The 19,524-nt window shown below is 66.2% G+C and carries 15 protein-coding genes and 1 pseudogene; 14 read left to right on the top strand and 2 right to left on the bottom strand.

Features of this window, described 5'->3' with window-relative positions:
• The first annotated feature begins 21 nt into the window (after positions 1-21).
• From hflK to C5O79_RS30200, 7 genes are all read left to right on the top strand, one after another.
• Entirely contained in the window at positions 22-1,347 is a 1,326-nt protein-coding gene (gene hflK, locus C5O79_RS30230) for an FtsH protease activity modulator HflK (RefSeq protein WP_046545847.1), read from the top strand.
• 15 nt (positions 1,348-1,362) lie between these two features.
• Positions 1,363-2,262, top strand: a complete 900-nt coding sequence (locus C5O79_RS30225; protein WP_122473997.1) for a protease modulator HflC — start codon at positions 1,363-1,365, stop codon at positions 2,260-2,262.
• 36 nt (positions 2,263-2,298) lie between these two features.
• Positions 2,299-2,490 (top strand): DUF2065 domain-containing protein, encoded by a 192-nt coding sequence (locus C5O79_RS30220; RefSeq protein WP_011352254.1) that lies wholly within the window; start codon positions 2,299-2,301, stop codon positions 2,488-2,490.
• A 113-nt stretch (positions 2,491-2,603) separates the two neighbouring features.
• Positions 2,604-3,752, top strand: coding sequence for an ATP phosphoribosyltransferase regulatory subunit (locus tag C5O79_RS30215; protein ID WP_047850793.1), 1,149 nt, complete (start codon positions 2,604-2,606; stop codon positions 3,750-3,752).
• Between the two features lie 113 nt (positions 3,753-3,865).
• A complete protein-coding gene (locus C5O79_RS30210; protein WP_039360238.1) occupies positions 3,866-5,212 on the top strand; it encodes an adenylosuccinate synthase in 1,347 nt (448 codons plus the stop codon).
• 7 nt (positions 5,213-5,219) lie between these two features.
• Positions 5,220-5,816: a phosphoribosyltransferase gene (locus tag C5O79_RS30205; protein ID WP_039360235.1), complete on the top strand. Its 597-nt coding sequence runs from the start codon at positions 5,220-5,222 to the stop codon at positions 5,814-5,816.
• 274 nt (positions 5,817-6,090) lie between these two features.
• On the top strand, positions 6,091-8,007 hold the full coding sequence (locus C5O79_RS30200; RefSeq protein WP_046545844.1) for a potassium transporter Kup: 1,917 nt from the start codon (positions 6,091-6,093) through the stop codon (positions 8,005-8,007).
• A 107-nt stretch (positions 8,008-8,114) separates the two neighbouring features.
• Here the strand turns inward: C5O79_RS30200 and C5O79_RS30195 are convergent, their stop codons facing one another.
• The gene (locus C5O79_RS30195) at positions 8,115-10,439 is read right to left on the bottom strand and encodes a Tex family protein (RefSeq protein ID WP_122473996.1); all 2,325 of its coding nucleotides are present in this window, start codon (positions 10,437-10,439) and stop codon (positions 8,115-8,117) included.
• Positions 10,440-10,599: 160 nt separating this feature from the next.
• Here C5O79_RS30195 and C5O79_RS30190 point away from each other — a divergent pair, with 160 nt between their 5' ends.
• From C5O79_RS30190 to C5O79_RS30180, 3 genes are all read left to right on the top strand, one after another.
• Complete coding sequence (locus tag C5O79_RS30190; RefSeq protein ID WP_122473995.1) at positions 10,600-11,352, top strand: hypothetical protein; 753 nt, start codon at positions 10,600-10,602, stop codon at positions 11,350-11,352.
• A 76-nt stretch (positions 11,353-11,428) separates the two neighbouring features.
• The gene (locus C5O79_RS30185) at positions 11,429-11,644 is read left to right on the top strand and encodes a YdcH family protein (protein ID WP_006478692.1); all 216 of its coding nucleotides are present in this window, start codon (positions 11,429-11,431) and stop codon (positions 11,642-11,644) included.
• A 55-nt stretch (positions 11,645-11,699) separates the two neighbouring features.
• Complete coding sequence (locus C5O79_RS30180) at positions 11,700-13,946, top strand: ATP-dependent DNA helicase (protein WP_122473994.1); 2,247 nt, start codon at positions 11,700-11,702, stop codon at positions 13,944-13,946.
• Positions 13,947-14,066: 120 nt separating this feature from the next.
• Here the strand turns inward: C5O79_RS30180 and C5O79_RS30175 are convergent, their stop codons facing one another.
• On the bottom strand, positions 14,067-14,891 hold the full coding sequence (locus tag C5O79_RS30175) for an outer membrane protein assembly factor BamD (RefSeq protein ID WP_046545840.1): 825 nt from the start codon (positions 14,889-14,891) through the stop codon (positions 14,067-14,069).
• A 41-nt stretch (positions 14,892-14,932) separates the two neighbouring features.
• Between C5O79_RS30175 and C5O79_RS30170 the strand changes: the two genes are divergently transcribed.
• From C5O79_RS30170 to C5O79_RS30155, 4 genes and pseudogenes are all read left to right on the top strand, one after another.
• Positions 14,933-16,141 (top strand): RluA family pseudouridine synthase, encoded by a 1,209-nt coding sequence (locus tag C5O79_RS30170; RefSeq protein WP_046545839.1) that lies wholly within the window; start codon positions 14,933-14,935, stop codon positions 16,139-16,141.
• A 6-nt stretch (positions 16,142-16,147) separates the two neighbouring features.
• Positions 16,148-16,987, top strand: coding sequence for a peptidoglycan editing factor PgeF (gene pgeF, locus C5O79_RS30165; protein ID WP_122474545.1), 840 nt, complete (start codon positions 16,148-16,150; stop codon positions 16,985-16,987).
• Between the two features lie 360 nt (positions 16,988-17,347).
• Positions 17,348-19,213 (top strand): class I poly(R)-hydroxyalkanoic acid synthase, encoded by a 1,866-nt coding sequence (phaC, locus tag C5O79_RS30160; RefSeq protein WP_122473993.1) that lies wholly within the window; start codon positions 17,348-17,350, stop codon positions 19,211-19,213.
• 100 nt (positions 19,214-19,313) lie between these two features.
• Positions 19,314-19,524 (top strand): annotated as a pseudogene (locus C5O79_RS30155) (acetyl-CoA C-acetyltransferase); the annotation flags it as partial.

Below are 19,524 nucleotides of genomic sequence, written 5' to 3'. Positions count from 1 at the left end.
TAATCTGGTGAACAAACTCTGGTGAACGAATACAACGAGCGGAGTACCTGGCGGCGGATGCGCGCCTTGCTGTCGATCAACGATCCCCGCTGGGGACGCGGCGAAGGCAATGGCAAAGACGGATCCCGTCCCCGCCCGAACGAATCGAAGCGTCCGCAAGGCGGCGACGGCGATGGTCCGCCCGATCTCGACGAGATGTGGCGCAACTTCAACCGGCGCCTGAACGGCCTGTTCGGCGGCAAGGGCGGCAACGGCTTCCGTCCTGACAACGGACGAGCCGCGCGCGTCGGCGTCGGCATCGTGATCGGCGTGCTGGTCGCGGTCTACGCGGGCAGCGGGCTGTTCGTCGTGCAGGAAGGGCAGACCGGCGTCGTGCTGCAGCTCGGCAAGCTGTCGGGCACGGTCGGCCAAGGCGTGCACTGGCGCGCGCCGTATCCGTTCGCGTCGCACGAGATCGTCGATACGTCGCAGGTCCGCTCGATCGAAATCGGCCGCAACAACGTCGTGCGTCTCGCGAACGTGAAGGAAGCGGCGATGCTGACGCGCGACGCCGACATCGTCGACGTACGCTTCATCGTCCAGTATCGCATCCGTTCCGCGACCGATTACCTGTTCCGCAGTGTCGACCCCGAGCGCAGCGTCTCGCAGGCCGCCCAGGCTGCGGTACGTGCGATCGTCGGCACGCGTAGCGCGGCCGACGTGCTGAACCAGGACCGCGACGCACTGCGCGAGCAGCTCTCCGCCGCGATCCAGCGCGACCTCGATCGCTACCAGTCGGGGCTCGAAGTGACGGCCGTCACGATGCAGAGCGTTGCGGCGCCCGAGCAGACGCAGGCCGCGTACGGTGAAGTCGCGAAGGCACGCGACGAGCGCGAGGCCGCGAAGCGCGCCGCGCAGACGTATGCAAACGACCTGCTGCCGAAGGCGCAGGGCGATGCGGCGAAGCTCGTCGACGAAGCGAAGGCGTATGCCGATCGCGTGGTCACGCAAGCCGAAGGAGATGCCGACCGCTTCAAGCAGGTCTATGCGCAGTACTCGAAGGCGCCCGCGGTGATCCGCGAGCGGATGTATCTCGAGACGATGCAGGAAATCTATTCGAATTCGACGAAGGTATTCGTCGGCAACAAGGGCGGCAACAGCGTCGTGTATCTGCCGCTCGACAAGCTCGTCGAGCAGGGGCGACAAAACGCCGCGGCGTCTACGGGCGCATCCGCGCCCGATGCGGCGTCGGCACCGGCGGCTGTCGCGCCGGCTGCAGCGGCGCCAGCGAGTGCGGCGTCGGGCACCGACGTGCTGCGGTCGCGCGAGGCCTTTCGCAGCCGGTCGCGCGAAGACGATCTGAAGTAACGGGGAGCGCAGAACATGAACCGAATCATTGCGCTCGTCGTCGCAATCGTGATCGTTGCCTTCGCGGCATCGTCGACAGTCCTTACCGTCGATCCGCGCCATACGGCCGTGCTGTCGGGGCGTGATGGCGCGCAGCCCGAACTCGCGGGCCCCGGCATCCATTTCAAATTGCCGTCGCCGCTGCAGACGGCCACGCTGATCGACACGCGCCTGCAATCGCTCGAATCGTCGGATCCGCTGCAACTGGCAACCGAAGACAAGCACGACTTGCTCGTCGCCTACGCGGTGAAGTACCGGATCAGCGATCCGATGAAGTATTTCACGACGACGGGCGGTGACCCGTCGGCAGCCGGCGACCGTCTCGCCGGCGCGCTGAAGAGCGCTCTCGGTGACGCGTTCGGCAAGCGCGCGCTCGACGACGCACTGGGCGGCCAGCGTGCGATCGCCGATGCGGCCCGCGACGAAGTGAAGCCGAAGGCGTCCGGTTTCGGCGTCGACGTGATCGACGTCCAGCTGACGCGCGTCGACTTGCCCGCTGCGCAGACCGATGCCGTCTATCAGCGGATGATCGGCGCGCTGCGCGATCAGGCGGCGCAGGTGCGTGCACAAGGCGCGGCTGACGTCGAACAGATCAAGGCGGACGCCGAACGCGAACAGCAGGCCGTGCTTGCGAACGCGTACAAGTCTGCGCAGACGATCAAGGGCGAGGGCGACGCGAAGGCCGCCACGATTGCCGCCGACGCGTTCGGCCGCGATCCGCAGTTCTACCAGTTCTACGCGAGCCTGCAGGCTTACCGGAACACGTTCAAGCGCAACGACATCATCGTCGTCGATCCCGACAGCGAGTTCTTCCGCTTCATGCGCAGCCCGACGGGCGGTGCCGCACCGGCGGCGCCTGCTCCCCGCAAACACTGACCTTGGGGCGCCGCGTCGAGCGGCGCCGTCGCTCGCATGGACCTGGCTGGCTCGTTGTTGCTCGCAGTAGCGCTGATGCTGATCATCGAGGGGGCGTTCCCCTTCGTGTTTCCCGTCGCCTGGCGCGACACGTTTCGTAGAATAGCGGAGCGGCCGCCGCATCATATCCGGATCGGCGGGCTGATCGTGATGGTGCTCGGGCTCATACTGCTGCTGCTCGCTACCTGACCGGGACCTGATCCGGACGGCGCATCCGCCGTTCGTCCCGCCTGAATTCAGAATTTCCGATTCACATCGCGGCGCGCGTGTCGCGCGCTGTTTCCCGTCGTAGGACCGTACCGATGTCGACCTGGTTACTTCCCGAGAATATCGCCGACGTACTTCCGTCGGAAGCGCGCAAGATCGAAGAGCTGCGCCGCAGGCTGCTCGACCGCTTCCGTTCATATGGCTACGAAATGGTGATGCCGCCGCTGCTCGAGTATCTCGAGTCGCTGCTGACGAGCGGTGGCGCCGACCTGCGCCTGCGCACCTTCAAGCTGGTCGATCAGCTGTCGGGTCGCACCCTCGGCCTTCGCGCAGACATCACGCCGCAGGTCGCGCGGATCGACGCGCACTTGTTGAACCGCCAGGGCGTGACGCGCCTCTGCTATGCAGGCCACGTGATGCATACGCGTCCGCGCGGTCTGCACGCGACGCGCGAGCAGATCCAGATCGGCGCCGAGATCTACGGGCATGCCGGCCTGGAGGCCGACCTCGAGATCCAGCAACTGATGCTCGACGCGCTGCATCTCGCGGGCCTGTCGCGCATCCGTCTCGACCTCGGCCACGCGGGCGTGCTCGCGGCGCTGCTGGCGCGTGACGCGCAGGCCGCCGAGCGCGGCGAGTCGCTGTACGACGCATTGTCGGGCAAGGACGTGCCGCTGCTGAACGAGCTCACCGACGATCTCGGTGCCGATACGCGCGCCGCGCTGCGCGCGCTGCCGCATCTCTATGGCGACGCGAGCGTGCTCGCCGAGGCGCGCGCACGCTTGCCGGTACTGCCCGAAATCACGCGGGCGCTCGACGATCTGGCGCAGCTCGCGGCGCAGGCGAAGGGAGCCGAGGTGGCGATCGATCTCGGCGACCTGCGTGGCTATGCGTATCACAGCGGCGCGATGTTCAGCGCCTACATCGATGGCGTGCCGAACGCGATCGCGCGGGGCGGCCGGTACGACCACGTCGGTCAGGCGTATGGCCGCGCCCGTCCGGCTACGGGCTTCTCGCTCGACCTGCGCGAGCTCGCGCGGATTTCGCCGGTCGAGGCGCGCGGCACCGCGATTCTCGCGCCGTGGGCACAGGACGACGCGCTGAGCGCGGCCGTCGCGGCGCTGCGCGATTCGGGCGAGGTCGTGATCCAGGCGCTGCCGGGTCACGATCATGTGCTCGACGAATTCGCGTGCGACCGGTCGCTCGTCGAGCGCAACGGCGCGTGGGTGGTCGAACCCCGATAAACAGGCGTTCGCGGGACCTGCTTCGGCGTGCATATCGTTGAAGCGAAACGGAAAAATTCGGAATCGCCCGCGAACATAGGTAGAATACGTTTTTAACCAGCTAACGAATCAACATGTCTGCCAGCGCAGTGAACGTGACTCCCGGGCGCAATGTCGTCGTCGTGGGAACGCAATGGGGTGATGAAGGCAAGGGCAAGATCGTCGACTGGCTGACGGACCACGCTCAGGGCGTCGTGCGTTTCCAGGGCGGTCACAACGCCGGCCACACCCTCATCATCGGCGGCAAGAAAACGATCTTGCGCCTCATTCCGTCGGGCATCATGCGTGAAGGCGTCGCCTGCTACATCGGCAACGGCGTCGTCCTGTCCCCCGAAGCACTGTTCAAGGAAATCGGCGAGCTGGAAGAAGCCGGCGTGAACGTGCGCGACCGCCTGTTCATTTCCGAAGCCACGACGCTGATCCTGCCGTACCACATCGCGATCGACCAGGCGCGCGAAGCGCGCAAGGGCGCGGGCAAGATCGGCACGACGGGCCGCGGCATCGGCCCCGCGTACGAAGACAAGGTCGGCCGCCGCGCGCTGCGTGTGCAGGACCTCTTCGATGCGAAGACCTTCGCCGACCGCCTGCGCGAAAACCTCGATTTCCACAACTTCGTGCTGACCCAGTACCTGGGCGGCGCGGCTGTCGATTTCCAGGCCACGCTCGACACGATGCTGGGTTATGCCGACCGCCTGAAGCCGATGGTGGCCGACGTGTCGCGCCGCCTGTACGACGCGAACAATGCGGGCCAGAACCTGCTGTTCGAAGGCGCACAAGGTACGCTGCTCGACATCGACCACGGCACCTATCCGTTCGTCACGTCGAGCAACTGCGTCGCAGGTGCGGCGTCGGCTGGCGCGGGCGTGGGTCCGCAGAAGCTCAACTACATCCTCGGCATCACGAAGGCATATTGCACGCGCGTCGGCTCGGGCCCGTTCCCGAGCGAACTGTACGATGCGGACAACCCGCAGCGTCAGGACCAGGTTGGCGTCACGCTCGCTAATGTCGGCAAGGAATTCGGTTCGGTCACCGGCCGTCCGCGCCGCACGGGCTGGCTCGACGCAGCCGCGCTGCGCCGCTCGATCCAGATCAACGGCGTGTCGGGCCTGTGCATGACGAAGCTCGACGTGCTGGACGGCCTCGACGAAGTCAAGCTGTGCGTCGGCTACAAGATCGACGGCAAGGATGTGGACATCCTGCCGCGCGGCGCCGCTGACGTGGCCCGTTGCGAGCCCGTATACGAAACGTTTGCCGGCTGGAAGGAAAGCACGGTTGGCATCAAGACGTGGGAAGCCCTGCCGGCGAACGCGCAGGCTTACCTGACCCGTGTCCAGGAAGTGGCTGGCGTGCCGGTCGACATGGTGTCGACGGGTCCGGACCGCGACGAAACGATCCTGCTCCGCCATCCGTTCAAGGTGTAATTTTCAGATGACGCAGCAAATCACGATGACGGCGGCAGATTTGATGACCGATCCGCGCAACGACGACAAGAACCTGTGGGTAGGCTGGGACGAGTATCACCGTCTCATCGAGTTGCTCGCGCTCCAGGTGCATGCATCGGGCTGGAAGTTCGACCAGATCCTGTGCCTCGCGCGCGGCGGCCTGCGCGTCGGCGATCAACTGTCGCGCATCTACGACGTGCCGCTCGCGATCCTCGCGACGAGTTCGTACCGCGAAGCGGCCGGCACGGAGCAGGGCGACCTCGATATCGCGCAGTACATCACGATGACGCGCGGCAACCTGGCGGGCAACGTGCTGCTGGTCGACGATCTCGTCGATTCGGGCGTCACGCTTGCGCGCGTGCAGGAGCACCTGAAGGAGCGCTATCCGTCGGTGACGGCCGTGCGCTCGGCCGTGCTCTGGTACAAGGGTTGCTCGAAGGTCAAGCCCGACTATCACACGCAGTTTCTGCCGACGAATCCGTGGATTCATCAGCCGTTCGAGGAGTGGGACACGGTTCGCCCGCACAACCTCGAGGCGTGGATCAAGCGCGGTCGCGCACAGCGCGAGGGCTCTGGCGCATAAGCGGCCGGCCAATCGAAGGAAAGCCTTGTACGGCGCCGCTTGCGGCGCCGTTTTTCATTGGGGTGCCGTCCGCGCTGGCGCCGCGCACCGTGGATCCGGTAGGCAGACGCCGCTGCCCCGGCTATGATTGGCAGCCCTGCCACAGCTCGCGCCGGATTGCATGCGCAGCGTGGATCACGTGGCTACAAGGCAACAGAGCAGGACGGCGTTTCACGGGGGCGCGAGTAGAATAGCGCTCGTTTTGTCCGACCCGGACCCGATTATTACGCTTCATATGAACGACACGATCCACGCGACCGACGCAGCACACGCGCCGCATTCGACGCAACAACACTCGATGCGGGCGCTAGCGATAGCAGCCATCGGCGTCGTGTTCGGCGACATCGGCACCAGCCCGCTGTATTCGCTCAAGGAGGCGTTCAGCCCCGCACACGGCATTCCGCTCACCGAAGCGTCGATTCTCGGTGTGATCTCGCTGCTGTTCTGGGCAATCATCCTGGTGGTCGGCATCAAGTATCTGCTGTTCGTGATGCGGGCGGACAACAACGGCGAAGGCGGCGTGCTCGCGCTGATGGCGCTGTCGCTGCGGCCACTCGACTCGAAGACCCGCGTCGCGGGCGCGCTGATGGCGCTCGGGATTTTCGGCGCATGCATGTTCTACGGGGACGCGGTGATCACGCCGGCGATCTCGGTGATGTCGGCGGTCGAGGGTCTCGAAATCGCGACGCCGCACCTGTCCCATCTCGTGCTGCCGATCACGATCGTGATCCTGATCGCGCTGTTCTGGATCCAGCGCCACGGCACTGCGCTGGTCGGCAAGCTGTTCGGCCCGATCATGGTGCTGTGGTTCGTCGTGATCGCGGCGCTCGGCGTGTACCACATCGTGCGCGTGCCGGGCATCATGGCGGCCATCAACCCGTATTACGCGGCGTCGTTCATGGCCGATCACCTGCTGCAGGCCTATGTCGTGCTCGGCTCGGTCGTGCTGGTGCTGACCGGTGCGGAAGCGCTCTACGCGGACATGGGCCACTTCGGCGCGAAGCCGATCCGCATCGCCGCCTACGGGCTCGTGATGCCGTCGCTCGTGCTGAACTACTTCGGCCAGGGCGCGCTGCTGATCCAGAATCCGAAGGCGATCGAGAACCCGTTCTTCCTGCTGGCACCCGAATGGGGGCTGTTGCCGCTCGTCGTGCTGTCGACGGTCGCAACCGTGATCGCGTCGCAGGCGGTGATCTCGGGCGCGTATTCGCTGACGTCGCAGGCCATCCAGCTCGGCTACGTGCCGCGCATGAAGGTGCTGCACACGTCGGAACTGGCGATCGGCCAGATCTACGTGCCGGTCGTGAACTGGCTGCTGCTGTTCGTGATCCTCTGCATCGTCATCGGCTTCAAGAGCTCCGACAACCTCGCGGCTGCGTACGGCATCGCGGTGACGGCGACGATGGTGATCACGACCGTGCTCGCCGCGGTCGTGATGGTGAAGGTGTGGAACTGGAACCGGCTGCTGGTCGGCGCGATCATCGCGGTGTTTCTCGCGGTCGACCTCGGCTTCTTCGGCGCGAACCTGCTGAAGGTCGCTCAGGGCGGCTGGCTGCCGCTCGGCATCGGCGCACTGCTGTTCTTCCTGCTGATGACCTGGTACAAGGGGCGTCACATCGTCAAGGAGCGCACGGCTGCCGACGGTATTCCGCTCGAGCCGTTCCTGCAGGGGCTGCTCGCGCATCCGCCGCATCGCGTGTCGGGTACCGCGATCTACCTGACCGGCAACGACAAGCTCGTGCCCGTCAGCCTGCTGCACAACCTGAAGCACAACAAGGTGCTGCACGAGCGCACCATTTTCCTCACGTTCGTCACGCGCGACTTTCCTTACGTGCGAGACGACAAGCGCCAGTCCTCGCGTGATGCAGGCGGCGGGTTGTATATCGTCAAGGCCGAGTACGGCTTCAACGAGACGCCGGACGTGAAGGCCGTGCTCGAGGAATTCGGCCGCACGCATGACATGACGTTCGAGCTGATGGATACGTCGTTCTTCCTCGCGCGCGAAACGGTCGTGCCGACGCATCTGCCCGGAATGTCGATCTGGCGCGAGCGCGTGTTCGCATGGATGCACCAGAACGCCGCGAAGCCGACCGACTTCTTCTCGATCCCGGCGAATCGCGTGGTCGAACTCGGGACGAAGATCGAAATCTGATCGAGGGCGGCGCGCGGGCCGTTCAGCCGCGCGCCGTGTTTGCCGAAGTCATGAAAAAGCCCGCCTTTCGGCGGGCTTTTTTGTCTGTCGCGAAAGCTGGCGGATGCTCAGCGCTTCAGCTTCGCGAACGCTGCAGCCATTGCGCCAGCCGGTTCCGGCTCGCGCGAACGCTGCGGGCGCGCCGCGCCGCGCCCGGCGTTGCCGCGATCCTGGCCGCCGCGCGACGACATGCCGGGCGCCGCCGCGTCGTCGTCGAGGCGCATCGTCAGCGCAATGCGCTGGCGCTTCACGTCGACGTCGAGCACCTTCACCTTGACGACCTGGCCGGCTTTCACGACTTCGTGCGGATCCTTGATGAACTTGGTCGACATCGCGGATACGTGGACAAGGCCGTCCTGGTGGACGCCGATGTCCACGAACGCGCCGAACGCGGCGACGTTCGTCACGACGCCCTCGAGCGTCATGCCGGGTACGAGGTCCGACACCTTTTCGACGCCTTCACGGAACGTCGCGGTCTTGAATTCGGGGCGCGGATCGCGGCCCGGCTTCTCCAGCTCGGACAGGATGTCGCGCACGGTCGGCAGGCCGAAACGTTCGTCAACAAATTCCGCCGGGGACAGGCCCGACAGCGCTTCGCGGTTGCCGAGCACGTCGTCGATGCGCTTGCTGATCTTCGCGAGTATCCGCTCGACGACCGGATACGCTTCCGGGTGCACCGACGAGCGGTCGAGCGGATTCTCGCCGCCATTGATGCGCAGGAAGCCGGCGGCCTGTTCGAAGGTCTTGTCGCCGAGGCGCGGCACCTTGCGCAGGTGCTCGCGCGACGGGAACGGGCCGTTCGCATCGCGGTAGTCGACGATATTGCGCGCGAGCGTCGCGTTCAGGCCCGATACGCGGGCGAGCAGCGGGGCCGACGCGGTGTTCGCGTCGACGCCGACCGCGTTCACGCAGTCCTCGACGACCGCGTCGAGCGAGCGGGCGAGTTCGCGCTGGTTCACGTCGTGCTGGTACTGGCCGACGCCGATGGCCTTCGGTTCGATCTTCACCAGCTCGGCGAGCGGATCCTGCAGGCGGCGTGCAATCGACACGGCGCCGCGCAGCGACACGTCGAGTTCCGGGAATTCCTTCGCGGCCAGCTCGGATGCCGAATAGACCGATGCACCGGCTTCCGACACGACGATCTTCTGCAGGCGCAGCTCCGGGTGTTTCGCGATCAGTTCGCTCGCGAGCTTGTCGGTTTCACGCGACGCGGTGCCGTTGCCGATGCTGATCAGCTCGGCCTGCGTCTGCGCGGCGATGCGTGCGAGTTTCGCGATCGAGCCATCCCAGTCGCGGCGCGGCTCGTGCGGGTAGATCGTGTCGGTCGCGAGCACCTTGCCGGTGCGGTCGACGACCGCAACCTTCACGCCCGTGCGCAGGCCGGGGTCGAGACCGATCACGGCCTTCGGGCCGGCCGGCGCGGCCAGCAGCAGGTCGTTCAGGTTGCGCGCGAACACGCGGATCGCTTCCGTTTCGGCCGTTTCGCGCAGTTGCGTGAGCAGTTCGTTCTCGATGTGCGGCTGCACCTTCACGCGCCAGCACCAGCGGCATACGTCGGACAGCCATTTGTCGGCCGGGCGGTTCTGGTTCGCGATGCCGAAATGGCGCGCGATCATTGCCTCGCCAGGATGCGGCACCTGCGCGTCGAGCTCTTCGCCGAGGCCGAGCTTGACCGTCAGCACGCCCGCGTTGCGGCCGCGGAACAGCGCGAGGGCGCGGTGCGACGGCACGGTCTTGATCGTTTCCGCGTAGTCGTAATAGTCGCGGAATTTCTCGCCTTCCTCGTTTTCCTTGCCCTCGACGACGGCCGACGACACGACGCCCTGGTTGTGCAGATAGTCGCGCAGCTTGCCGAGCAGCTCGGCCGTCTCGCCAAACTGTTCGGACAGGATGTCGCGCGCGCCGTCGAGCGCGGCCTTCACGTCGGCTACACCCTTCTCGGCGTCGACGTACGCGGCTGCCTCGGCCTGCGGGTCGAGCAGCGGGTTCGCGAGGAGTGCCTGGGCGAGCGGCTCGAGGCCGGCTTCGCGGGCGATCTGCGCACGCGTGCGGCGCTTCGGCTTGTACGGCAGATAAAGGTCTTCGAGCACCTGCTTGCTGTCGGCCGCGTCGATCGCGACGCGCAGTTCGTCGGTCAGCTTGCCCTGTTCGTCGATGCTCGACAGGATCGCCGCACGGCGATCTTCAAGCTCGCGCAGATACAGGAGGCGTTCCTCGAGCTGGCGCAGCTGCGTGTCGTCCAGGTTGCCGGTCACTTCCTTGCGGTACCGGGCAATGAACGGAACGGTCGAGCCTTCGTCGAGGAGTTGCACTGCCGCCGCGACCTGGCGCGGCTGGACGGACAGTTCGGTGGCGATGCGCTGTACGATCTTGAGTGCTACGGTTTCCGTCATGTCGTGGATGATCTGCCTGCTGAAATCGCGGCGGGGGCCGGCAGGCCCGAAGCGGCGGGCTGCGTGGCGGGCCCGTCGGGCCGGATGCCGCGGGTGAGTGAAGCGAGGCATTTTGCCATAAATGGCGGAGCGTCCAGCCGGGGGTGATAGAATTTGACACATGTCCCGCAGCTTTCCTACGACGTTGCCAACTTCCCGAATTTCTCTCGTCGCGCTCGGCGCAGCGCTCGCCGCGGCTTTGTCTGCCGGGCCTTCCGGCGCGTTCGCGCAAGCTTCGGATGCAACCGCGCCGGCCGCCGCCGCGGCTGCGCCCGTGACGGCCACGGCCGCACCGGATTTCGATGCCCGTCAAAAAGTGCTCAATCAACGTTCCGCAGAAAACGATTATCGTTATGCGGTGGCCGAGCACGATTGCTACAGCAAGTTCTTCGTCAATCACTGTCTCGGCAAGGCACGTGAACAGATGCGCGACGAGCGGGCGAGCATCCGCCAGGAGCAGCTCGCGCTCAACGACGAGCAGCGGGCCGTGCGTGCGCAGCAGCGCGACCAGCAGCAGGCGCTGAAGGCGGCGCAGAACGCGGCGGAAGCACCGCGGCGCGCGGCGAACGACGCGGCAAACGCGGCTGCGTTCCGCGACAAGCAGGAGCAGAATGCGCTGAAGCAGGCGCAGCGCGGCGCGGAAGGGCCGCAGCGCGCGGCGAACAAGCAGGCATACGACCAGAAGCAGGGCGACTTCCAGCGCAAGCTCGACCAGGCGCACCAGCAGGCCGCGCAGAAGGCGCAGGAGCGGGCGGACAACGCCGCGCGCTACGAGCAGAAGCAGAAGGAAGCCGTGCAGCACAAGGCCGATGTCGAGCAGCGTCAGAAGGAAGCGGCCGAGAAGGCGCAGCAGAAGCAACAGCAGGGGCAGTAACGTGTTGGATTGATCGAGACCAGTCTCGGGCGCGCTGGCACGCCGGTCGGCGCGCTGCTTCGATGAGGAGGCAAGTATGCAAAACCGTCACACGGAACAGCAGCAGGAATTGCACAACCGTTTGGCTGCATTGCAGGAGCAGCACCAGCAGCTCGCTCGGGAGATCGAGCTGAAGGAAGGGCACTCCGACATCGACGACATCACGCTGCACAGGCTGAAGAAGGAAAAGCTGGCGGCCAAGGACAAAATCATTTTGCTGCAATCGCAGCTGGAACCGGATAAGCGCGCCTGAGCGCGGCCTGGCAAGCGCCGGCGCCGCCCGGGCGCTGGACACAGGAACGCTTGCCTTGAATTCACCGCTTGAAGCCACCCCCGATGCCCGGCGCGACGTGTCGCCTGCCGGGCGCGCTCGTGCGCCCGAAGGCACCTTTGAGCTGAGCCGCAAGCGCGTCGACGAACTCGACACGATCTTCGGCGAAGGCGGATTGCTGGCGCGCGCGCTGGACGGCTATCGGCCGCGTACGTCGCAGATCGAGATGGCGCGCGCCGTCGCGTCTGCGATGGAAGCGTCCGCGCGCCGCATGCCCGAACCCGAGATCTTCGAAACCCGCAAGCGGCCGGCGCGTCGCCTCGGCGACGGTGACAAGGCGGCCGAAACGGGCGCGGACGCCGCGGCAGCCGAAGTCGACAGCGATGCCGGCGACAACACGCTGATCGTCGAGGCCGGCACGGGTACCGGCAAGACTTATGCATACCTCGTGCCCGCAATGCTGTGGGGCGGCAAGGTGATCGTGTCGACCGGCACGAAACACCTGCAGGACCAATTGTTCGCGCGCGACATCCCGACCGTGCGCAACGCGCTCGCGGTGCCGGTGTCGGTCGCGATGCTGAAGGGCCGTGCCAACTACCTGTGCCACTACTACCTGCAACGCACGGCCGACAACGGCCGGTTGCCGTCGCGGCAGGATACGGCCTATCTGCAGGAAATCGTCCGTTTCGCGAAGATCACGAAGAGCGGCGACAAGGCCGAGCTCGCGAGCGTGCCGGAAACGGCGCCGGTATGGTCGATGGTCACGTCGACACGCGACAACTGCCTCGGCCAGGAATGCCCGCATTACAAGGAATGCTTCGTGATGCAGGCGCGGCGCGAGGCGCAGCAGGCCGACGTCGTCGTCGTCAACCACCACCTGTTCTTCGCGGACATCATGCTGCGCGATACGGGGATGGCCGAGTTGCTGCCTAATGCCAACACGGTCATCTTCGACGAAGCGCACCAGTTGCCCGAAACGGCGACGCTGTTCTTCGGCGAGACGCTGTCGACGACGCAGATTCTCGAGCTCGCACGCGACACGGTGGCGGAAGGCCTGAGCCATGCCCGCGACGCGGTCGAGTGGGTGAAGCTCGGCGGCGATCTCGAGCGCGCGGCGCGCGACTTGCGCCTTGCGTTCGCGAACGACCAGATCGTCCGCATGTCGCTCGCCCAGCTCGGCGACGATCACCCGATGTTCGGCGCGCTCGACGCGCTCGAGGCTGCGCTCGACGCGCTGGCGTCGGCGCTTGCCAGCCAGGCCGAACGGGCGGAATCGCTCGGCGCGTGCCTGCGGCGCGCACGCGAGCTGCAGGACCTGCTGGCCGGCTGGGTCGCACCCGGCGCGACGGAAGCGGCGGCGAAAGCCGACGCAACAGCGGCCGGCGACAAGGCGGCATCCGACGGCGATCCGAACGAGAAGGTGCGCTGGGTCGAAGTGTTCGCGCATACGGTCCAGCTGCACGAAACGCCGCTGTCGGTCGCGCCGATCTTTGCCAAGCAGCGCGCGGGCGTGTCGCGTGCCTGGGTGTTCACGTCTGCCACGCTGTCGGTGCGCGGCGACTTCACGCACTATGCGGCGCAAATGGGCCTCAGCTCGCGTCGCTCGATGACGCTCGCAAGCCCGTTCGACTACCAGTCGCAAGGGCTGCTGTACGTGCCGCGCAACCTGCCGCAACCGTCTTCGCCGGCGTTTACCGACGCCGTCTTCGACGCCGCACTGCCGGCGATCGAGGCGTCCGGTGGCGGCGTGTTCATGCTGTGCACGACGCTGCGCGCGGTCGACCGGATCGCGTCGAAGCTGCGCGACGTGATCGAGTCGCGCGGCTGGAACACGCCGCTGCTCGTGCAGGGCGATGCAAGCCGTACCGAGCTCCTCGACCGCTTCCGCGCATATGGCAACGCGATCCTGGTCGGCAGCCAGAGTTTCTGGGAAGGCGTCGACGTGCGCGGCGACGCGCTGTCGCTCGTCGTGATCGACAAGCTGCCGTTCGCGCCGCCGGACGATCCGGTGCTGGCTGCGCGGCTCGACGCGCTCACGAAGAAGGGGCTGAGCCCGTTCGCCGTGCACCAGCTGCCGCAGGCCGTGATCACGCTGAAGCAGGGCGCGGGCCGGCTGATTCGCGCGGAAACGGATCGCGGCGTGCTGATGATCTGCGACACGCGGCTCGTCGACAAACCCTACGGGCGCCGGATCTGGCAGAGCCTGCCGCCATTCAAGCGGACCCGCGAGATCGCGGTCGTTCAGGACTTCTTCGACGAGCACCGTTCGGCAAAGCGCTCGTGACGGTGCGTGCGGCGATCGTCGCGCGATTGCACCGGCGCCGCCTGAATGCGGCGCCAATAAAAAACCCGGCTCGATGGCCGGGTTTTTTGTTCGTGCAGCGCGGGCTGTACGGTGCTTTCGTCAGAACTGCCACCACGACTTCTTCGTACCGGGGCGCGAGTGGCCCGTGACGTACGGGCTGTCGGGGAACGTGCCTGCGAGCACGCGCTTCGTGTCCTCGGCGAGTTCCGGCTGGTTCAGCTTGCCGTACGACAGGATCATGATGTGCAGCGCGTCCTCGATCGCCGGGGCGCCCTTGTAGTCCTTGATCGCGAGCTGGGCACGGTTGATGGCCGCGACGTAGGCGCCGCGCCGGTAGTAGTAGTCGGCTGCGTGCACTTCGTGCGATGCGAGCGCGTTGACGATGTAGCGCATCCGAGCGGCGGCGTCGGGCGCGTACTTGCTCTTCGGGAAGCGGTCGACGACGACCTTGAACGCATCGTACGATTCGCGCAGTGCCTGCGGATCGCGTTCGCTCATGTCCTGGCCCGAGAAGCGGCCGAACAGGCCGAGATCGTCGTTGAAGTGGATCATCCCCTTCAGGTAGTACGCGTACGGGATATCCGGATGATCGGGGTGGAGCTGGATGAAGCGATCGACGGCCTGGTCGGCGGCGGCCGCTTCGTTATCCTTCCAGTTGCAGTATGCAACGTTGATCTGCGCCTGCTGCGCGAAATGGCCGAACGGATCGCGACCTTGCAGCGATTCGAAATATTTCGCGCACTTGCCCCAGTCGCCGCCGGACAGTGCGTCCTGGGCCTCTGAGTATAATTTGTTGTTCGACCAGGTAGCCGTCTCGTCCTGCTTCTGCGGCAAGCCGTGGCAGCCGGCGATGAGGGCCGCGGCCGCTACCGCCGCAGCCCGGGCGGCGACGGTTCTGGCCGTGCGTTTGGTCGAATTCATCATGCTCGCATGTCCTAGCTTCAAGTCTCGGTGACCCAGTCTAAATGACCCGTTCAAGTTCGCAGAATGCCCAGCCGGGCACACCAAATCGCGAAGATTATAGCCCAAGCGATCGGCCCGCCGACGCTGCCTCGGGGGATTCCCTCGATGACGATCTGACCGGCGACGCAATGCAGCCGCCCGTCGTGCCGTCCGCAGCGGTCGATGAAGCACCGCGCGTCGTCGAAGTGCCGATGTCGCTCGCGGGCGAGCGCCTCGACAAGGCGCTCGCCCAACTGTTCCCCGAATTCTCGCGCAGCCGCCTCCAGAGCTGGATCGAGGCGCAGCGCGTGCTCGTCGACGGCGCGCCGGCGAAGATCCGCCAGCCGGTGCCGCTCGGCGCGAAGATCGAACTCGTGCCCGACCTGCTCCCCGAGCAGCTCGCCTTTACGCCGGAGCCGGTGCCGCTCGACGTGATCTACGAGGACGATGCGCTCGTCGTCATCAACAAGCCGGCCGGCCTCGTCGTGCATCCGGCCGCAGGCAACTGGAGCGGCACGATCCTCAACGGGCTGCTGCATCGCTACGGCGATGCGGCGGCCGGCCTGCCGCGCGCAGGGATCGTCCACCGGCTCGACAAGGAGACGTCGGGCCTGATGGTGGTGGCGCGTACGCTGGCCGCGCAGACGGACCTCGTGCGCCAGTTGCAGGCCCGCACGGTGAAGCGCCGCTATTTCGCGCTCGTGTGGGGCACGATGCCCGAGGAAGGCACGATCGACGCGCCGATCGGCCGCGATCCGCGCGAACGCACGCGCATGGCCGTCGTTACGGGCGCATCGGGCAAGCCCGCGCGCACGCATTTCCGCACGGTTGACACATGCCTGTGGCAACGTCAGCCGGTTTCGGCGATCCAGTGCGATCTCGAGACCGGTCGCACGCACCAGATCCGCGTTCACTGCGCGCACGCCGGGCACCCGTTGCTCGGCGATCCCGTGTACGGGCGCGCGCGCGGCAAGCGCTCGGTCACGCCGCTGCCGGACGGGTTCGCGCGTCAGGCGCTGCACGCATGGCGGCTCGGTCTCGTGCATCCGGTCACGGGCAAGGCGATGCAATGGCGCTGCCCGCTGCCGGACGACATGAACGCACTCGTCGCGGCGCTCGGCTTCGGGCAGGGTGACGAGGAATTCGACGACGATGACGGTGTCTACGACGATGACGATTTCGGCGGCGAGTATCACGATGACGAGCCGTACCTGGACGATGAGGAGGAGTGAGTGCCGATGACGAACCTGGCGCCGTTGACGTGGCAGGACTGCGTGCAGCCCGACTGGCAGGTGTCGCCGCGCGTGCGCGCGCTGATCACGACGCGTGACGGCGGCGTGAGCGAAGGCCCGTACGGGCGCTGGCAGGGCGGCGACGCGCTGCCGGGCGGGATGAATCTCGGCCTGCATACCGGTGACGACCCGGCCCATGTCGCCGGGAACCGCGCGCGCTTGCTGGCGCTGGCAGGCCAGTCGAATGCTGCCTGGCTCGAGCAGGTTCACGGCGCGCGAATCGTGCGGGCGGACGAGGTGATCGCGGCGGCGCCGATGGCTACGGCGCCGGTGCAGGCCGACGCGAGCGTCACCGACCGGGCGGGTGCCGTGTGCGTCGTGATGGTCGCGGATTGCCTGCCCGTGCTGCTGTGCGACACGCAGGGCCGCGCGGTCGGCGCCGCACATGCGGGCTGGCGTGGGCTGGCGGCCGGCATCGTCGAGCAGACCGCGGCGCATGTCGCGGCACTCGCGGGCGGTGCGACGGACGCGCTTCATGCGTACCTCGGGCCGGCGATCGGCCCACGGGCGTTCGAGGTGGGCGCCGACGTGCGTGACGCGTTTCTCGACACGGCCCCACAGTCGGAGCATGATGAAACCCGGCTTGCGTTCGTCGCGATCGATGGTGCGCCGGGCAAGTTTCTCGCCGATCTCCATGCGCTTGCGCGCCTGCGTCTTGCGCGTGCGGGTGTGGCGCACGTGAGCGGCGGGACGGCCTGCACGGTCACCGAGCAGGCACGCTTCTATTCGTACCGGCGCGATCGCGTGACGGGCCGCATGGCAGCGGCGATCTGGCTGGCCGATTGACGGAATGCGCATGCGCGTGGAGTTTGTTGCGTCGCAAAATCGGGTTATCTCGATATTTTGGCTGCCGCGCCGCGCTGCATGCGCGCTTGAATGAAAAATCCCGAAGTCAAGTCAACCCAAATGTTTTATGTTTTGCCGGAAGCCTTGTCCCGTCTGTTGTGCGAGGATTATCTCCGTACGGAAATGTTCAGCGGTTTGACATGACGCTTCACATGGGGAAAACGATAATGATAAAAATACCGCACTGCGGCAGAATCTGGAGACGCCTCTCCAGAGCATGACGGCCCGGCTCGCAGCCGGCATGCCGCGCGCGAGCAGGATTTCACGATAGACGCTCACGAATCACCGGTAAGGCAGGTAATGACAGCATCGAAAAAATCGTCGACGTCCGCTCAGGCGGGCACTTCCCCGGGCAGCATTGGTTTCGATCCGGCCGCCCAGCCGATGCAGCAGATGTTCGAATCGTGGTTGAACGCGTGGCGCGGTTTTGCAGATCCGGCACGCGTCGCGACTGCGTCGGCCACCGTGAATCCGTTCGCGACATTCCAGTTTCCGACATCGTTCCCGTTCCAGATGCCGTCGATGCCCGATTTCGGCGCGATGGCGTCGCCGTTCGCCGGATTGAAGCTGCCGGCCGCCGCGATTCCGCCCGAGCGGCTACAGGCGCTGCAGGCCGACTACGCGCGCGATTGCATGGCGCTGATGCAGCAGGCCGCCGCGGCGAAGCTCGAGTCGCCCGAACTGAAGGACCGCCGTTTCAGCGGCGAGGCGTGGAAGGCGTCGCCGGCGCATGCGTTCGCGGCGGCCTGGTATCTGCTCAACGCGCGCTATCTGCAGGAACTGGCCGACGCGCTTCAGACCGATCCGAAGACGCGCGAGCGCATTCGTTTCACGGTCCAGCAATGGACGGCTGCGGCCGCGCCGAGCAATTTCCTCGCGCTCAATCCCGACGCACAGAAATCGATCCTCGAAACGCAGGGCGAAAGCCTGCGGCAAGGGATGATGAACCTGCTCGGCGACATGCAGCGCGGCAAGATTTCGCAGACCGACGAATCGCAGTTCGTAGTCGGCAAGAACCTCGGGTGTACTGAAGGCGCGGTCGTCTACGAGAACGACCTGATCCAGCTGATCCAGTACACGCCGAAGACGGACAAGGTGTTCGAGCGGCCGCTGTTGATCGTGCCGCCTTGCATCAACAAGTTCTACATCCTCGACCTGCAGCCCGAGAATTCGCTCGTCGCGCATGCGCTGTCGAACGGCCATCAGGTGTTCCTCGTGTCGTGGCGCAACGCGGACGCATCGGTCGCGCACAAGACGTGGGACGACTACATGAACGAAGGGCTGCTCGCGGCGATCGACGCCGTGCAGCAGGTCAGCGGCCGCGAGCAGATCAACACGCTCGGCTTTTGCGTCGGCGGCACGATGCTCGCGACCGCGCTCGCGGTGCTTGCCGCGCGCGGCGAACATCCGGCCGCGTCGATGACGCTGCTCACCGCGATGCTCGACTTCACCGACACCGGCATTCTCGACGTGTTCGTCGACGAGGCGCACGTGCAGATGCGCGAGCAGACCATCGGCGGCAAGAACGGCACGCAGCCGGGGCTGATGCGCGGCGTCGAATTCGCGAACACGTTCTCGTTCCTGCGGCCGAACGACCTCGTGTGGAACTACGTCGTCGACAACTACCTGAAGGGCCGCACGCCGGCGCCGTTCGACCTGCTGTACTGGAACAGCGATTCGACGAGCCTGCCGGGCCCGATGTACGCGTGGTACCTGCGCAATACCTATCTCGAGAACAAGCTGCGCGAGCCGGGCGCGCTGACCGTGTGCGGCGAGTCGGTCGACCTGACGCTGATCGACGTGCCGACCTTCATCTACGGTTCGCGCGAGGATCACATCGTGCCGTGGCAGACGGCCTATGCGTCCACGTCGATCCTGTCGGGCCCGCTGAAGTTCGTGCTCGGCGCGTCGGGACACATCGCGGGCGTGATCAATCCGCCGGCGAAGAAGAAGCGCAGCTACTGGGTCAACGACAGCGACCTGCCCGAATCGGCGGACGACTGGTTCGCCGGTGCAACCGAGCATCCCGGAAGCTGGTGGACGACCTGGGTCGAATGGCTCGACCAGTACGGCGGCCGCAAGGTGGAGCCGCCCGCCCAGCCCGGTACCGCGCAGTTCCCGGTAATCGAGCCGGCGCCGGGCCGCTACGTGTTGCAGCGCGATTGACGAAAACCGGACAGCAGCGCAGGCTGTCCGGTGCACCGCAGTTTTTTTTAACAGGGCCGGTAGCGATGCGCCGTGTCGTGCGGGCCTGGAGGAAAGGGAAATGACGGACGTAGTGATCGTATCGGCCGCGCGGACCGCGGTCGGCAAATTCGGCGGTTCGCTTGCGAAGATTGCGGCGCCCGAGCTGGGCGCGACGGTGATCCGCGCGGTGCTGGAGCGTGCGGGCGTGAAGCCCGAGCAGGTCAGCGAAGTGATCATGGGCCAGGTGCTGACGGCCGGTTCCGGGCAGAACCCGGCACGGCAGTCGCTGA

It is taken from the genome of Burkholderia sp. SRS-25, assembly GCF_004343765.1.
Lineage (GTDB): Bacteria > Pseudomonadota > Gammaproteobacteria > Burkholderiales > Burkholderiaceae > Burkholderia > Burkholderia contaminans.
The sequence above is the reverse complement of the archived record's forward strand: the minus strand, read 5'-3'. Positions and strand labels throughout refer to the sequence as shown.

Bases quoted from the DNA above. Each gene is read 5' to 3' on its own strand.
- C5O79_RS30225 (WP_122473997.1), top strand. From the start codon at position 1,363: ATGAACCGAATCATTGCGCTCGTCGTCGCAATCGTGATCGTTGCCTTC.
- C5O79_RS30220 (WP_011352254.1), top strand. From the start codon at position 2,299: ATGGACCTGGCTGGCTCGTTGTTGCTCGCAGTAGCGCTGATGCTGATC.
- C5O79_RS30215 (WP_047850793.1), top strand. From the start codon at position 2,604: ATGTCGACCTGGTTACTTCCCGAGAATATCGCCGACGTACTTCCGTCG.
- C5O79_RS30210 (WP_039360238.1), top strand. From the start codon at position 3,866: ATGTCTGCCAGCGCAGTGAACGTGACTCCCGGGCGCAATGTCGTCGTC.
- C5O79_RS30205 (WP_039360235.1), top strand. From the start codon at position 5,220: ATGACGCAGCAAATCACGATGACGGCGGCAGATTTGATGACCGATCCG.
- C5O79_RS30200 (WP_046545844.1), top strand. From the start codon at position 6,091: ATGAACGACACGATCCACGCGACCGACGCAGCACACGCGCCGCATTCG.
- C5O79_RS30195 (WP_122473996.1), bottom strand. From the start codon at position 10,439: ATGACGGAAACCGTAGCACTCAAGATCGTACAGCGCATCGCCACCGAA.
- C5O79_RS30190 (WP_122473995.1), top strand. From the start codon at position 10,600: ATGTCCCGCAGCTTTCCTACGACGTTGCCAACTTCCCGAATTTCTCTC.
- C5O79_RS30185 (WP_006478692.1), top strand. From the start codon at position 11,429: ATGCAAAACCGTCACACGGAACAGCAGCAGGAATTGCACAACCGTTTG.
- C5O79_RS30175 (WP_046545840.1), bottom strand. From the start codon at position 14,891: ATGATGAATTCGACCAAACGCACGGCCAGAACCGTCGCCGCCCGGGCT.
- C5O79_RS30170 (WP_046545839.1), top strand. From the start codon at position 14,933: ATGACCCGTTCAAGTTCGCAGAATGCCCAGCCGGGCACACCAAATCGC.
- pgeF (WP_122474545.1), top strand. From the start codon at position 16,148: ATGACGAACCTGGCGCCGTTGACGTGGCAGGACTGCGTGCAGCCCGAC.
- phaC (WP_122473993.1), top strand. From the start codon at position 17,348: ATGACAGCATCGAAAAAATCGTCGACGTCCGCTCAGGCGGGCACTTCC.